Annotated in this window: 11 protein-coding genes; 5 read left to right on the forward strand and 6 right to left on the reverse strand. The window is 74.7% G+C overall.

Features of this window, described 5'->3' with window-relative positions; translation table 11 throughout:
• Positions 1 to 5 precede the first annotated feature (5 nt).
• Complete coding sequence (locus ACGFZ2_RS10480; RefSeq protein ID WP_393265226.1) at positions 6 to 1,760, reverse strand: ATP-binding protein; 1,755 nt, start codon at positions 1,758 to 1,760, stop codon at positions 6 to 8.
• A 143-nt stretch (positions 1,761 to 1,903) separates the two neighbouring features.
• On the reverse strand, positions 1,904 to 2,650 hold the full coding sequence (locus ACGFZ2_RS10485; protein ID WP_393452093.1) for a pyrimidine reductase family protein: 747 nt from the start codon (positions 2,648 to 2,650) through the stop codon (positions 1,904 to 1,906).
• Positions 2,651 to 2,800: 150 nt separating this feature from the next.
• Between ACGFZ2_RS10485 and ACGFZ2_RS10490 the strand changes: the two genes are divergently transcribed.
• From ACGFZ2_RS10490 to ACGFZ2_RS10500, 3 genes are all read left to right on the forward strand, one after another.
• Positions 2,801 to 3,346: a plasmid pRiA4b ORF-3 family protein gene (locus tag ACGFZ2_RS10490; RefSeq protein ID WP_393265221.1), complete on the forward strand. Its 546-nt coding sequence runs from the start codon at positions 2,801 to 2,803 to the stop codon at positions 3,344 to 3,346.
• Between the two features lie 183 nt (positions 3,347 to 3,529).
• Positions 3,530 to 4,963: a GH1 family beta-glucosidase gene (locus tag ACGFZ2_RS10495; protein WP_393452096.1), complete on the forward strand. Its 1,434-nt coding sequence runs from the start codon at positions 3,530 to 3,532 to the stop codon at positions 4,961 to 4,963.
• A gap of 85 nt (positions 4,964 to 5,048) precedes the next feature.
• Positions 5,049 to 6,095 (forward strand): LacI family DNA-binding transcriptional regulator, encoded by a 1,047-nt coding sequence (locus tag ACGFZ2_RS10500; RefSeq protein ID WP_393452099.1) that lies wholly within the window; start codon positions 5,049 to 5,051, stop codon positions 6,093 to 6,095.
• Positions 6,096 to 6,238: 143 nt separating this feature from the next.
• Here ACGFZ2_RS10500 and ACGFZ2_RS10505 read toward each other — a convergent pair whose 3' ends face one another.
• Positions 6,239 to 7,462, reverse strand: a complete 1,224-nt coding sequence (locus tag ACGFZ2_RS10505; RefSeq protein ID WP_393452101.1) for an acyl-CoA dehydrogenase family protein — start codon at positions 7,460 to 7,462, stop codon at positions 6,239 to 6,241.
• Complete coding sequence (locus ACGFZ2_RS10510; RefSeq protein WP_393265211.1) at positions 7,462 to 8,544, reverse strand: phosphotransferase family protein; 1,083 nt, start codon at positions 8,542 to 8,544, stop codon at positions 7,462 to 7,464. The genes ACGFZ2_RS10505 and ACGFZ2_RS10510 overlap by 1 nt, the downstream gene beginning before the upstream one ends.
• A 150-nt stretch (positions 8,545 to 8,694) precedes the next feature.
• Here ACGFZ2_RS10510 and ACGFZ2_RS10515 point away from each other — a divergent pair, with 150 nt between their 5' ends.
• Both ACGFZ2_RS10515 and ACGFZ2_RS10520 read left to right on the forward strand, forming a co-directional pair.
• The gene (locus tag ACGFZ2_RS10515) at positions 8,695 to 9,399 is read left to right on the forward strand and encodes an amino acid-binding protein (RefSeq protein WP_393452104.1); all 705 of its coding nucleotides are present in this window, start codon (positions 8,695 to 8,697) and stop codon (positions 9,397 to 9,399) included.
• 118 nt (positions 9,400 to 9,517) lie between these two features.
• A complete protein-coding gene (locus ACGFZ2_RS10520; RefSeq protein WP_393452106.1) occupies positions 9,518 to 10,594 on the forward strand; it encodes a GNAT family N-acetyltransferase in 1,077 nt (358 codons plus the stop codon).
• A gap of 21 nt (positions 10,595 to 10,615) precedes the next feature.
• Here the strand turns inward: ACGFZ2_RS10520 and ACGFZ2_RS10525 are convergent, their stop codons facing one another.
• Both ACGFZ2_RS10525 and ACGFZ2_RS10530 read right to left on the reverse strand, forming a co-directional pair.
• Positions 10,616 to 12,181, reverse strand: coding sequence for an aldehyde dehydrogenase family protein (locus tag ACGFZ2_RS10525; protein ID WP_393452108.1), 1,566 nt, complete (start codon positions 12,179 to 12,181; stop codon positions 10,616 to 10,618).
• 549 nt (positions 12,182 to 12,730) lie between these two features.
• Positions 12,731 to 13,495 carry an LPXTG cell wall anchor domain-containing protein gene (locus tag ACGFZ2_RS10530; RefSeq protein WP_393452111.1) on the reverse strand — a complete coding sequence of 255 codons (765 nt, stop codon included), beginning with the start codon at positions 13,493 to 13,495 and terminating at the stop codon, positions 12,731 to 12,733.
• Positions 13,496 to 13,773: the final 278 nt, after the last annotated feature.

Here is a 13,773-nt window from a genome sequence, read left to right on the forward strand (position 1 = left end):
TCCCCCTAGAACGGGATGTCGTCGTCGCTGGCGCCGCCGCCGGAGCCCACCACCGCGAACGGGTCGGCGGACTGGGTGATCGACCGGAGCGTCTCCGACGGCGCCCGGCCGGCCTCGGAGACCCGGGTGGCCCAGGCCGGGAACGGGAACTCCAGGCAGAGCGGCACCGGGATGTCGGGCTGGTTGACGAACATCGTGCCGGGCTTGGCCAGCAGCGCGCGCTGCCGCTGGGCGGGGGGCAGGAAGCCGTATTCCGGGCGGGACGCCTCGGCCGGGTCGAGCCGGCCGACCACCCGGATCGCCGAGTTGGTGACGATCCGCCGCTCCACCTCGCTCGCCGTCTGCTGGGCGCCGACCAGGATCACCCCGAGCGAGCGGCCCCGCTCGGCGATGTCGAGCAGCACCTCCTTGATGGGGGAGGAGCCCTCGCGGGGGGCGTACTTGTTGAGCTCGTCGAGCACCACGAAGAGCAGCGGCTTGGCGGTGCCGGCCTTCTCCTTGCGCTCGAACTCGCTCTTGAGCGTCACGCCGACCACGAACCGCTGCGCGCGGTCCGGCAGGTTGTGCAGGTCGACCACGGTGACCTGGGCGCTCTCAGCGGTGTTGATCGAGTGCGGGCGGCGGGTGGCCAGGTCGCCCCGGATCAGCCGGGACAGGTCCTTCTTGCTGCCGATCAGCCGGCGGGCGAACGCGTTGACCGTGCCCAGCCCGACCGCGCTGCCGGCCCAGTCGGAGCGGGTCTCGTCGTCGTTGAGCTGCTCGACGACGTGGTCGACCAGGTCGGCGTACGAGCCGAGCCGCACCCCGTCGATGCTCACCCCGCCGTCGGCGGGCTGGGCGTGCCGGGCCAGGTGGGCGGCGACCGAGTGGACGACCATCGTGTACTGCTGGCGCTCGTCGTCGGCGTCGGCGAAGACGTAGGGCAGCAGGCGGTCGGCGCAGAACTCGGCGAGCGTCCAGTAGAAGCTGTCCACCCCGGTGAGCCGGCTGCTCACGTCGGGCGTGCCGGAGGAGTCGCCGACCCGGGGCGGGGCGTAGACCCGCACGTCGGGGAACGCACCGGCGGTCAGGCCGAGCTTCGCGTACGCGGCGCGGGTGGCGTCGTCGAGCCGGGTGTTGGGATGGTCGAGGAAGAGCAGGTCCTCGCCCTTGACGTTGAAGATGAGCGCCTTGGCGTTGACGGCGTCGCCGCCGAGCACCCCGGAGCGGAAGACCGAGTAGAGCAGGAAGGTGGCGAAGCTCGTCTTCGTGGCGACGCCGGAGATGCCGGAGATCGACACGTGCGCGCCCCGGCTGCCGTCGAGGAAGTCGGCGTTGAGGTAGACCGGCACCCCGTCGCGGCCCATCCCCATCGGGATCCGCCGCTCCATCCGGTCGAAGTGCAGGGCCCGGGCCCGCGCGTCGCCCTCGGCGCGGTGCACCACGGCGCCGGGCGACGGCGGCACGTAGAGCTCCGGGTCGACGCGGGTGGTGGTGATCTCGGCGGCCTCCTGCACCTGCGCCGGCAGCGTGCCGTCGGCGATGGCGAAGACGTCGGAGTCGAACTGGGCGCCCTCGTGCCGGGCGCGCACCTGGGTGACCACCCCGGCGATCGTCACCGGCTCGCGGTCGGGCAGCTCCCGGCGGGTCACCACGACGTCGTCGAGCTGGAGGTAGCTGGCGGGGGAGACCGCCGTCCAGAACTGGAGGGGGGTGGCGTCGGCCGTGCCCAGCACCCGGCCGACCTCCTCGCCCGGGCCGTCGAACCCGTCGTCAGTCATCGGGCAACTCCGGTCGGCTGGTCGTCGCGGTCGGGGCACACGTGGTGCATCCTGCCGCAGGAGTACGACAGGTTGCCACGCGACGCGGCGGACGCCACGCACCCGGCCGACCGCCCCGCCGCAGGGTGCCCGCCCGGCCACGCTCAGTCGCGGGCGTAGCGGAGCATGAGGACGCCGTCGGCGGCGGCCAGCACGTGCCGCAGCGGCAGGTGGCGCACCTCGCTGGCGTCCCCGGCGGTGATCCGCCCCGGGCCCGCCCCGGCGAGCAGCGGGGCGACGGTGAGGCAGACCTCGTCCACCAGGTCGGCGGCGGTGAGCGCGCCGAACAGCCGCGGCCCGCCCTCGCAGAGCAACTGGTCGAAGCCGCGGCGGCGCAGCTCGGCCAGGCCCGCGGCGAGGTCCACCCGGCCGTCGCCGCAGCGCACCACGTCGGCGACGTCGGTGAGGCCGGGCGGTGCCGCCGCGTCGGACCGGGTGAGCACGACGGGCCGCGTCGGCGCGTCGGCGAACGCGGCCTGCGCCGGGTCGAGGTCGAGCGAGCCGGAGACGACGACCAGGGTCGGGTACTCGGGCAGGCCGTGCTCCCGGCGCCACGCCCGGCGCCGCTCGTCGAGCCGGACCGCCCGGTAGCCCTCGTGCCGCAGCGTGCCGGCGGCCACGACGAGGGCGTCGCAGAGCATTCGCAGCAGGCCGAAGACGCGCTTGTCCGGCTCGCCGGAGAGCCCGGCGGAGTACCCGTCGACGGCGACCGCGCCGTCGACGCTCGCCACGAAGTTCACCCGCAGGTGGGGGCGGTCGGCGCGGCCGTAGAGCCCGGCCAGCGCCGCGTCGTCCAGCGGCTGCGCCGACGGCTGCGGCCAGAGCGCCGAAATCGGGATTCCGACGCTCATTCGCCGGCCGGACCGGTGACCGGAGGGGTGGGTCGGGGGGTACGGTGCTGGCAGTCGCACCAGTTCCGCCCCGGACAGTCGTCGTGCCGCCTCGCCCGGCACGCTCGGCAGATCATGCTCGCAGCCTATGCCGAGGAAGGATGGGACAGCATGCCGCGTCAGATCTTCCAGCTGAAGATTTCCCTGGCCGGGGTCCGGCCGTCCGTCTGGCGCCGGGTGCTCGTCCCGGGCGGCTACACGCTGGACCGGGTGCACCGGGTGGTGCAGCACGGCATGGGCTGGCGGGACTGCCACCTGCACTCGTTCGAGATCGAGGGCCGGCAGTACGGCGAGCCCGACGCCGACGGCGAGCTGGCCCTGCGCGACGAGCTGGACGTCCGGCTCGACGCGGTGGTCGGCAAGGGCAGCCGGTTCCACTACACCTACGACTTCGGCGACTGGTGGGAGCACGACCTGGTGGTGGAGGACGCCTTCACCGCCGATCCCGACGAGCGCTACCCGTCCTGTCTGGACGGGGAGCGGGCGTGCCCGCCGGAGGACGTGGGCGGGCCGGTCGGTTACCAGGCCCTGCTGGCGGCGGTGGCCGACCCGGGCCACCCGGAGCACCGGTCGATGCGGGACTGGGTGGGCGAGCGCTTCGACCCGGCCGCCTTCGACGCCGGCCGGGTCGCCACCCTGCTGCGCCGCTTCTGCTGAACGCCCACCGCCGGCCGGCTCCGAATCGTGTGGCGACGGCCGCGGTAACGATCTGGGAACGCTCCCATGTGTTCGTTGACACCTTTGACGGCCCCCGACATGCTCGTGGCAGCGCTGCAGGCCCCCTGGCTTCCCGTCGTCCTCCCGCGGACCGCGCGGGATCATGGAAGGTGCCGTCACGTCGTGAGCAACCCCGCCACCCCACCCGCCGTCGGCGTCCTCGCCGACCGCCCGCCGCTGACCTTCCCGCCCGGCTTCCTCTGGGGCGCGGCGACCGCCGCGTACCAGATCGAGGGCGCGGCGGCCGAGGGCGGCCGGACCCCGTCGATCTGGGACACCTTCAGCCACACCCCCGGCCGGGTGGTCGCCGGGCACACCGGCGACGTGGCCTGCGACCACTACCACCGACTGGAGCCGGACGTCGCGCTGATGGCCGAGCTGGGGCTGAGGTCGTACCGGTTCTCGGTCTCCTGGCCCCGCGTCCAGCCGGGCGGCTCCGGCCCGGCCAACGCGGAGGGGCTGGACTTCTACCGGCGGCTCGTCGACGAGCTGCTGGCGCACGGGATCGAGCCCTGGCTCACCCTCTACCACTGGGACCTGCCGCAGCCGCTGGAGGACGCGGGCGGCTGGCCGGCCCGGGACACGGCCGCGCGGTTCGCCGACTACGCCACGCTGGTCGCCGACGCGCTCGGCGACCGGGTGCGCTACTGGACGACGCTGAACGAGCCGTGGTGCTCGGCGTTCCTCGGCTACGGCTCCGGGGCGCACGCGCCGGGCCGCACCGACGGGGCGGACGCCGTCCGGGCCGGGCACCACCTGATGCTCGGCCACGGCCTCGCCGTGCGGGCGCTGCGCGCGGCCCGGCCGGCTGCCGAGGTCGGGGTGACGGTCAACCTCTACCCGGTCACCCCGGCCAGCGACGCGCCCGCCGACGTCGACGCCGCGCGGCGCATCGACGGTCTGGCCAACCGGTTCTTCCTCGACCCGCTGCTGCGCGGGTCGTACCCGGTGGACCTGATGGCCGACCTCGCCCGGGTCACCGACTTCGGGCACGTACGCGAGGGCGACCTGGCGACCATCGCCACCCCGCTGGACCTGGTCGGCGTCAACTACTACAGCCGGCACGTCGTCGCCGCCCCGGTGGCGGGCGCCGAGCCGGAGCCGTACTGGCGGGCGCCGTCCTGCTGGCCGGGCAGCGAGGACGTCCGGTTCGTCACGCGGGGCGTCCCGGTCACCGACATGGACTGGGAGATCGACGCCCCGGGCCTGGTGGAGACGCTGCGCCGGGTCCACGAGGAGTACCCGGACCTCCCGCTCTACGTCACCGAGAACGGCTCCGCCTTCGTCGACGCGGTGGTCGACGGGCGGGTCGACGACGTCGACCGGGTGGCGTACTTCGACGCCCACCTGCGCGCCGCGCACGAGGCGATCGGGGCCGGCGTTCCCCTGCGCGGCTACTTCGCCTGGTCGCTGATGGATAATTTCGAGTGGGCCTGGGGCTACACCAAGCGGTTCGGGATGGTCTACGTCGACTACGACAGCCAGGCTCGGATCCCCAAGTCCAGCGCCAGGTGGTACGCCGAGGTGATCCGACGCAACGGTCTGGCCGCACAATAGGCGAGGGCCAGCCAGCAACGGGCGGCCCCGGCAACCACCCGCCCGGGGCCGGGGCCGGGCCGGCCCGCCGTCGGAGGAGCAGACGATGACAACGCAGCGCACCCGGTCGCTCGGGCGCCCGACCCTCGACGCCGTCGCCGCCCGAGCCGGCGTCGGCCGCGGGACGGTCTCCCGGGTGGTCAACGGCTCACCGCAGGTGAGCCCCGAGGCGCGCGCCGCGGTGCAGCAGGCCATCGCCGAGCTGGGGTACGTGCCGAACCGCGCCGCCCGCGCCCTGGTCACCCAGCGCACCGACTCCATCGCCCTGGTCGTCTCCGAGTCGGGCGACCGGGTCTTCACCGAGCCGTTCTTCGCCGGCATCGTCCGGGGCGTCAGCTCGGGGCTGCTGGAGACCCCGTTGCAGCTCTGGCTCGCCATGGTGCAGTCGCCGATCGAGCGGGAGCGGGTCGAGCACCACCTGACCAACCAGCACGTCGACGGGGTCCTGCTGCTGTCGCTGCACGACTCCGACCCGCTGCCCGCCCTGCTGGAGGAGCGCGGCCTGCCCACCGTGCTGGGCGGGCGGCCGGCCCGGATGCTCCAGCCCGGCACGCAGCCCGCGTACTACGTCGACGTGGACAACGTCGGCGGCGCCCGCCAGGCGGTGGAACACCTGGCCGGCCGGGGGCGGCGGCGCATCGCCACCATCGCCGGCCCGCAGGACATGGGCGCCGGCCTGGGCCGCCTGACCGGCTACAGGGAGGCGGTCCAGGCCGCCGGGGGCGGGGTCGATCCCGACCTGATCGCGTACGGGGACTTCAGCGAGGGCAGCGGGGCGGCCGGGATGCGCCGGCTGCTGGAGGTCTGCCCCGACCTCGACGCCGTCTTCGTCGCCTCCGACCTGATGGCGTTCGGCGCGCTGCGGGCGCTGCGCGAGGCGGGCCGGCGGGTGCCGGAGGACGTGGCGGTGGTCGGCTTCGACGACGCCCCGATCGCCCGGCAGTGCGACCCGCCGCTGACCACGGTCTTCCAGCCGGTGGAGGAGATGGGCCGGCAGATGGCCCGCCTGCTGGTCTCCCGCATCCGCGGCGAGAACCTCCCGTCCCCCCACCTCCTCCTAAACCCCACCCTCATCAACCGCGCCACCTCCTAACCCCACCCCCCCCACCCCCACCCCCCCACCCCCCGCCCATGCCGTTGATCATGAAGTTGTTGGCGCCGACATCGGCGTGTCGCGCAACAACTTCATGATCAACGAGGTGGCCAGGGGTGGGGGTGTGGGTGGGGTGGGTGGGGTTAGGGCTGGGGAGGGGGGTGGCGGCGGAGTTCGCGCTTGGCGAGGCTGGCTCGGTGCACCTCGTCCGGGCCGTCGGCCAGGCGCAGGGTGCGGGCCTGGGCCCAGAGGGCGGCCAGCGGGGTGTCCTGGCTGACGCCGGCACCGCCGTACGCCTGGATGGCCTTGTCGATCACCCACTCGGCCATCGCCGGCGTGGCGATCTTGATGGCCTGGATCTCGGTGTGCGCGCCCTTGTTTCCCACGGTGTCCATCAGCCAGGCGGTCTTGAGCACCAGCAGGCGGGCCTGCTCGATGCGCACCCGCGACTCGGCGATCCACTCGCGGACGACGCCCTGCTCGGCGAGGGGACGGCCGAACGCCACCCGTTCGGTGACCCGCCGGCAGAGCAGCTCCAGGGCCCGCTCCGCCATGCCGACCAGCCGCATGCAGTGGTGGATCCGGCCGGGGCCGAGCCGGGCCTGGGCGATCGCGAAGCCGCCGCCCTCCGCCCCGACCAGGTTCTCCGCCGGCACCCGGACGTCGGTGAAGTCGATCTCGGCGTGCCCGCCGTGCGGGGCGTCGCTGTAGCCGAACACCGTCATGCCCCGGCGCACCGTGACACCGGGCGTGTCCCGCGGCACCAGGACCATGCTCTGCTGCCGGTGCCGGTCGGCCTCCGGGTCGGTCTTGCCCATCACGACGAAGATCTCGCAGCGCGGATCCATCGCCCCCGACGACCACCACTTGCGCCCGTTGACGACGTAGTGGTCGCCGTCCCGGGTGATCCGGGTGGCGATGTTGGTCGCGTCCGAGGAGGCGACCTCTGGCTCGGTCATGCAGAACGCCGAACGGATCTCGCCCTCCAGCAGCGGCCGCAGCCAGCGCTCCTGCTGCTCCGGCGAGCCGAACTCGGCGAGCAGCTCCATGTTGCCCGTGTCCGGCGCGGCACAGTTGACCGCCTCGGGCGCGAGGTGCGGGCTGCGCCCGGTCAGCTCGGCCAGCGGGGCGTACTGGAGGTTGGTCAGCCCGGCGCCGTGGCGCGGGTCGGGGAGGAAGAGGTTCCACAGGCCGCGCCTGCGCGCCTCGGCCTTCAGCTCCGCCAGCACCGGCGGCCGTGCCCACGGGTCACCGGCGGCGGCGACCTGCGCGGCGTGCACCGGCTCGGCGGGATGGACGTGCTGCTCCAAGAAGTCGGTCAGCTCGGCCCGCAGCGTCTCCGTGCGGGCGTCGTACGCGAAGTCCATCACCGCTCCCCGGCGGCGGTCAGCCCGTGCTCGACCAGCGGTGCCACCATGTCGCCGATCCGGTCGAAGCCCTCGCCGAGCGTCTGCCCGAGCGTGTGCCGGTAGTGGATGCCCTCGCAGATCACCGCGAGCTTGAAGCAGCCGAGCGCGACGTGCCAGTGCAGCGGCCCGACGTCGACGTCGCCGCGCCCGGCGTACCGCTCGATCAGCTCCGAGCCGGTGGGGAAGCCGGCGCGCGGGCCGAGCCCGTCGGCGACCGGGTTGCCGGCGGCCGAGTCGCTGCCGCCGAGCACGTCCCAGTAGGTCAGCAGCAGCCCGAGGTCGGCCAGCGGGTCGCCGAGGGTGGCCATCTCCCAGTCGAGCACCGCCCGGACGGCCACCGGGTCGACGGTGGCGAGGAGGTTGTCCAGCCGGTAGTCGCCGTGCACGATCCGGCCCGCGTTGGCGCCCTCCGGCGCGGTGGCGGCGAGCCGGTCGCGCAGCTCCTCGATGCCGGGCAGTGGCCGGCTGCGGGAGCGGTCGAGCTGGCCGGACCAGCGGCGGACCTGCCGGGCGAGGTAGCCCTCCGGCCGACCGAAGTCGCCCAGCCCCACCGACGCCGGCTCGACGGCGTGCAGGGCGGCGAGGGTGTCCATCATCGCCATCGCCAGCTCCCGCCGCTGGCCGGCGGTGAGCGGGTCCGTCTGGGCGCGGGTGCGGAACACCTCGCCGCGCACCCGCTCCATCAGGTAGAAGGGCGCGCCGATCACCTCGGGGTCCCCGCACAGCAGCAGCGCCCGCGGCACCGGCACGTCGGTCGGCGCCAGCGCGGAGATCACCCGGTGCTCCCGGGCCATGTCGTGCGCGGTGGCCAGCACGTGCCCGAGCGGCGGGCGGCGCAGCACAACCTCCTGCCCGCCGGCGTGCAGCAGGTAGGTCAGGTTGGACTTGCCGCCGGCGATCAGCCGGGCCCGCAGCGGACCGTCGGCCAGCTCGGGCCGGTGCCGCGCCAGGTAGCCGGCGAGTCGGTCGAGGTCCAACCCGCGGGGCGAGGCGGCGGAGCCGTTCCCCGGCCCGTGCGCCTCGACGGCCGGCTCGGTCATCCGACTAGTTGATGGCAGCTCCGCCAGGTTGTCAAGGTCGGATGTGACCCTCGGGACATGCCGCGGCAACAGGGGCGAAACGACCACGGGTCAGGCTGGTGCCCAGCCTGCCGGCCAGCGGTGCCGGCCCGCCGAGCGGAGGGTTCAGACATGTTGCTGCGAGTTCGGGTCACCCTGCCGGACCGTCCGGGCACGCTCGGTCAGGTGGCGCGCACCATGGGCGTGTCCGGTGCGGACATCGTCCAGGTGGTCGTCCTGGAGCGGCTCGGCGGGCGGGCGGTGGACGACTTCACCGTGGTCTGGCCGGGCGCGGCGCGGGTGGAGCGGTTGCTGGCCGGGCTGGCGGCCATCCCCGGGGTCCGGGTGGACGGGGTGTGGCGGGCGATCGGCGCGCCCACCACCACCGGGCAGGACGCCGAACTGCTGGCCCAGGTCGCGGCGAACCCCGCCGAGGGGGTGGCCACCCTGGTCGACGCCGTGCCCGGGCTGCTCGCCGCCGACTGGGCCGTGGCCGCGGCGGTGCCCGTGGACTGGGCCGCGCGGACCGGCACCACGGGGGAGGCGACCGTCGGCTACGCGAGCTGGCGCGCGCCCGTACCGACGCGGCTGCCCGAGGTGACCCCGCTGCGCGCCCGGGCGATGACCGCGCCCGACGGTGGACACTTCGCGGTCGCGCCGTTCGGCCGGGCCGGCCTGGTGCTGGTGGTGGCCCGCGAGCGCACCGGGACGCCGGCCCCGGCGGCGTTCCACGCCACCGAGGTGGACCGGCTGGCGCAGCTCGTCCGGGCCGGCGCGGTGATCCTCGGCGACCGGCTCGACCTGGTCGGCGCGCCGCCGGTGGTCGCGAAGCCCTGAGCCCGCCGCGCGGCGGGCGGTGTGGCGCACGTCGCGGCGGCCGGACCGGAGCCGTCACCGCCGGGCAACCGGCCCGCAACAGCCAGCGGCGAGGGTCGTACGGGGAAGGGAGGCAACCATGACGTTGTGGCGGATCCGGGCGACCGTGGACGACCGGCCGGGCTACCTGTCGGTGCTCACGGCCAGCCTGGCGTTACGCGGGGTGAACATCCTCGCCGTGCAGGTGCACACCACCGAGCGGGGCGCGGTCGACGACTTCCTGGTCGACGCGCCGGACGCGCTCGACGAGGCCGACCTCGTCGCCGCCGTGGAGCGGGGGCGGGGCCGGGACTGCTGGGTCGCGCGCAGCGAGGCGCGCGGGCTGGCCGACCAGCCCACCCGGGTGCTCGGCCTGGCCAACCGCCTCGTGCGGGACCCGGACGCGGCCGGGGAGGCCCTGCGCACCCTGCTCGGCGCGGACACCGTCACCTGGCGGCCCGCGCCGGCCGGCGCGGGTGCCGGGATCACCGGCACCACCATGCTGCTGGCCGACCCGGGCGGCGGCGCGTTCATCCTGCGCCGCGCCGCCCCCGACTTCACCCCGGCCGAGTACGCCCGGGCCCAGGCGCTGCTGGAGCTGTCGGCCACCGTTGCCCGCCGGGCCGCCGAGCAGGTCACCCTGGTCCTGCCCGACGGTGCCGAGGCGGCCGTACGGCCGGCGGGCGCGGACGACCTGCCGGGCGTGGTCGAGCTGCACGAGCGCTGCTCGGCGCGCAGCCGGCACCGCCGCTACCTGGGCGGGGCGGCGCTGCCCTCGCCCACCCGGTTGCGCCGGATGCTGGAGCCGGCCCGGGGCCTCACCCTGCTCGCCACGGCCGGCGGCGACGCCGGGTCGGGGGAGTCGGTGGTGGCGATGGCGAACCTGCTCGCCGAGGGCGACGAGGCGGAGGTGGCGCTGCTGGTCCGCGACGACTGGCAGCGGCGAGGACTCGGCTCGGCCCTGCTGCGCCGGCTGGTCCGGCACGCCGAGCACGCCGGGTACGCGGCCCTGGTGCTGCACGTCCAGGCGGAGAACGCCCCGATGCTGCGCGTCCTGCGGCGGCTGGGCCGGCCCACGCCGACCGAGCGCGACGGTGCCCTGCTCACCCTCACCGTCCCGCTCGCCGCCGGCACCCGCGGTGAAAGGAAGGGGCCCTTGTTAACGCCTCCGGTATAGGAAGGGCCCCTTCCTTGCACCTCAGGTGGTCGGGTAGCTGCTGTAGTCGGGGAAGTTGCCATAGAGGCGACCGTCGCCGCCCTGGGTGACCGCCTGCACCAGCAGGTCGCCGCCCACGAAGGCGCCCTTCCAGGAGGCGCCCCGGCCCCCGAACGGCTCCTCCCGGTCGCCCCGGGAACGCGGCTTGTTGATGCCCACCTTGAACGCCTGGAGGTCGACCGCCAGCTTCCCGGCCAGTTCCTCGTCGTCGCAGGCCAGCGAGGCGACCAGCGCGCCGTTGGAGGCGTTCATCGCGGCCAGCAGCTCGTCGGTGGTGTCCACCACCACGATGGTGTCGACCGGGCCGAACGGCTCGGCGTGCATCAGCCGGGACCGGCCGGGCGGGGCCAGCAGCACCGACGGCGCCACGTACGCGGACGTGTCCTGCCCGTCCAGGAACGGCGCGCCGGCCAGCTTGCCCCGGTGCAGCGGCACCGCGCCGCCGCGTACCGCCTCGTCGACCTTGCGGCGCAGCTCGTCGGCCTTGGCGGCGCTGATCAGCGGGCCGAAGTCCAGCTCGGGCAGCGGGTCCCCGGCGGTCCAGTCGTCGCCGACGGCGAGCGGGTGTCCGAACCGGACCGAGCGCACCACCGGCAGGTACATGTCGAGGAACTCGTCGACGAGGTCCCGCTGGACCACGAAGCGCGGGTACGCGGTGCAGCGCTGCTTGCCGTACTCGAAGCCCTTCTTGAGGTGCCCGGCGAGCAGGTCCCACTGCGAGAAGTCCCAGATGCCCCAGGCGTTGAGGCCCTCCTGCTCGATGAAGTGCCGCTTGTCGGAGTCGAGCAGCGCGGCGGCCACCTTGCCGCCGTTGGAACGACCGCCGACGAACGCCACCGCGCCGACCTCCGGGGCCCGGACGAGCACCTCGGAGAGTTCCTCGCCGCCGCCGGAGACCAGCGTGGCGGGCAGCCCGGCCCGGCGCATCAGGGCGTGCGCGACGGTGAGGCAGACCGCGCCGCCCTGCGACGGGGTCTTGGCGATCACCGCGTTGCCGGCGAGCAGCTGCACCAGCTCGGCGTGCACGAGCACGCTCATCGGGTAGTTCCACGACGCGATGTTGCTGACCGGCCCGGGCAGCGGCTCCCGGCCGTCGGCGAGCATCCGGTCGATCTCGCCGACGTACCAGCGGACGCCGTCCCGCGCCCGGTCCACGTCGGCGCAGGCCAGCCGCCACGGCTTGCCGATCTCCCAGACCAGCAGCAAGGCGAGCAGGTCGCGGTGGGCGGTGAGGGCGTCCAGCGCGTCGGTGACCCGGGCCTTGCGTTCGGCGAGCGGGGTGTCGGCCCAGGCGCGGTGCGCGGCGGCGGCGTGCGCGACCGCGGCGCGGGCGGTCTCCGCGTCGAGGCGGGGCAGGTTGATCAGGATCGTGTTGTCGACCGGGGTGCGGACCGGGCTGGGCGTGCCCACCGCGTGCCAGTCGCCGCGCACGAGGTTGTGCAGCGTGGTGACGCCGTCGACCGGGGTGCCGAACGCCTCCGGCGCGGCGGCCACCGCGCGGGCGAGAGTGTCGGACCAGGCGGTGCCGTCGGCAAGTCGTAGAGCCATCGCGATCTCCTCAGGGTGTGGCCGGGGGAGCGGCGGCGTCGATGGCACCGCTGGTGTCGGGTACTGTCGCGCGCCGGAAAGCGGCGCGGCAACCGTACGTTCGTATGCCGGAACGCCCGGCCCGCGCCCGGCCGGCCGTGGCGCGACCTCCCGGCCGCCGACCACGTCCCTGAGCAGGGTGTACGCGGACAAGGTATCCATAGGCTTAGATGATGTGATGAGCGTCCGGCGTCGCCCACCGGGCCTGCCGTCAGTGCTCGTCGGAGCCGACCGGCGCCAGACCGGGCGCGAGCGGTTCCGGCGGCTCGACGCGCTGGCCGTCGGGCCGGAAGTGGCGCTGGCCGTCGGGCGGGAAGTGGCGCTGGCCGTCGGGCGGGAAGTGGCGCTGGCCGTCGGGCCGGAAGTGGCGCTGGTCGTCGGGCGGGAAGTGGCGCTGGCCGTCGGGCCGGAAGTGGCGCTGGCCGACGGGCGCAACGGCGGCTGGCCGGACCGAAACGGCGACCGGCCGCCGGACGAGGTGTCCGGCGGCCGGTCGGGCGCTGGGTCGGATCAGCTGGTGAAGGTGACGTTGTCGCGCCGGCGGCGCAGCATCAGCAGCGCGCCGCCGCCGATCAGGGCGAGGCCGCCCAGCGCGATGCTGGTCGTCGCCACGCCGGTCAGCGGCAGACCGCCTTCCTCGTCGTCACCGCCGCCGCTGCCGCCCGTGCTCTCCGACGGCGTGACCGACGTCGACGGCGAGACCGACTCCGACGGCGAGACGGACCCGCTCGGGGAGGTGGACTCCGACGGGGACACCGACGTCGAGGGCGACGTCGAGGTCGAGGGCGACGGGGAGGTCGACGCCGACGGGCTGGGGGTCGGCGACTGCGTCGGGGCGGTGCCGGCGCAGGTGTGGCTCAGGTTGAACTTGCTGGCCTTGCCGCTGATCGTGGCGGTGCCGTCGACCAGCTTCCATCCGGCCGGCGTGAACACGTAGGCGTGCATGACCCGGCCGCCCGCGGAGTAGAGGTAGTCGGGGTAGGCGTCGGAGGCGTCCGGCACCTTCACGGTCACCGGGCCGGTGCCGTTGTCGAAGGTCAGGGTGATGCTCTCGAAGCTCCCGGCCTTCTCGCCGCCGGGAAGCACGAAGTGCCACCCGTCCTGACCGGCCGCGAGGTCGTCGAAGCGCTCGTCGTCGCACTTCTGCGTGGGGAAGCCGGCGGCGGTCTTGTCCTTGTGGTCGGGGTTGATCTGGGTGGTGCTCGACGCCCAGGCCGGGGTGGCGAGCGCGAGAAGGGCCGTGGCGGCGGCTGTGGAAACGGCAGCGCGCGCCACGCGCCGACGGTGTGCCATGAGGACTCCTCCGGAGTTGATCGAGGGGACAGCACATGATCGCACAATGCGTGACGGTCGTGGACATCGGTCGATCGGCCTGAGCAGCGGCGACGCGGCGAGATCGAGCGGCTCGGTGTCGGAATTCCTCACCGTCGGCAGGCGTGTCGACGTAACGCGATCGGCCCCGCGGACGCTCCGTTCGGGCGCCCGCGTCGGGACCGGTTCATCCTGGCCGGTCGTCACGGCACCCACACCGCCCCGGGCCCCAGCCCGCCGGC

Source organism: Micromonospora sp. NPDC048063, from assembly GCF_043202855.1.
GTDB lineage: Bacteria > Actinomycetota > Actinomycetes > Mycobacteriales > Micromonosporaceae > Micromonospora.

What these genes read in the sequence shown, in the direction of transcription:
- ACGFZ2_RS10480 (WP_393265226.1), bottom strand. Translation starts at nt 1,760, where the DNA reads ATGACTGACGACGGGTTCGACGGCCCGGGCGAGGAGGTCGGCCGGGTG.
- ACGFZ2_RS10485 (WP_393452093.1), bottom strand. Translation starts at nt 2,650, where the DNA reads ATGAGCGTCGGAATCCCGATTTCGGCGCTCTGGCCGCAGCCGTCGGCG.
- ACGFZ2_RS10490 (WP_393265221.1), top strand. Translation starts at nt 2,801, where the DNA reads ATGCCGCGTCAGATCTTCCAGCTGAAGATTTCCCTGGCCGGGGTCCGG.
- ACGFZ2_RS10500 (WP_393452099.1), top strand. Translation starts at nt 5,049, where the DNA reads ATGACAACGCAGCGCACCCGGTCGCTCGGGCGCCCGACCCTCGACGCC.
- ACGFZ2_RS10505 (WP_393452101.1), bottom strand. Translation starts at nt 7,462, where the DNA reads ATGGACTTCGCGTACGACGCCCGCACGGAGACGCTGCGGGCCGAGCTG.
- ACGFZ2_RS10510 (WP_393265211.1), bottom strand. Translation starts at nt 8,544, where the DNA reads ATGACCGAGCCGGCCGTCGAGGCGCACGGGCCGGGGAACGGCTCCGCC.
- ACGFZ2_RS10515 (WP_393452104.1), top strand. Translation starts at nt 8,695, where the DNA reads ATGTTGCTGCGAGTTCGGGTCACCCTGCCGGACCGTCCGGGCACGCTC.
- ACGFZ2_RS10520 (WP_393452106.1), top strand. Translation starts at nt 9,518, where the DNA reads ATGACGTTGTGGCGGATCCGGGCGACCGTGGACGACCGGCCGGGCTAC.
- ACGFZ2_RS10525 (WP_393452108.1), bottom strand. Translation starts at nt 12,181, where the DNA reads ATGGCTCTACGACTTGCCGACGGCACCGCCTGGTCCGACACTCTCGCC.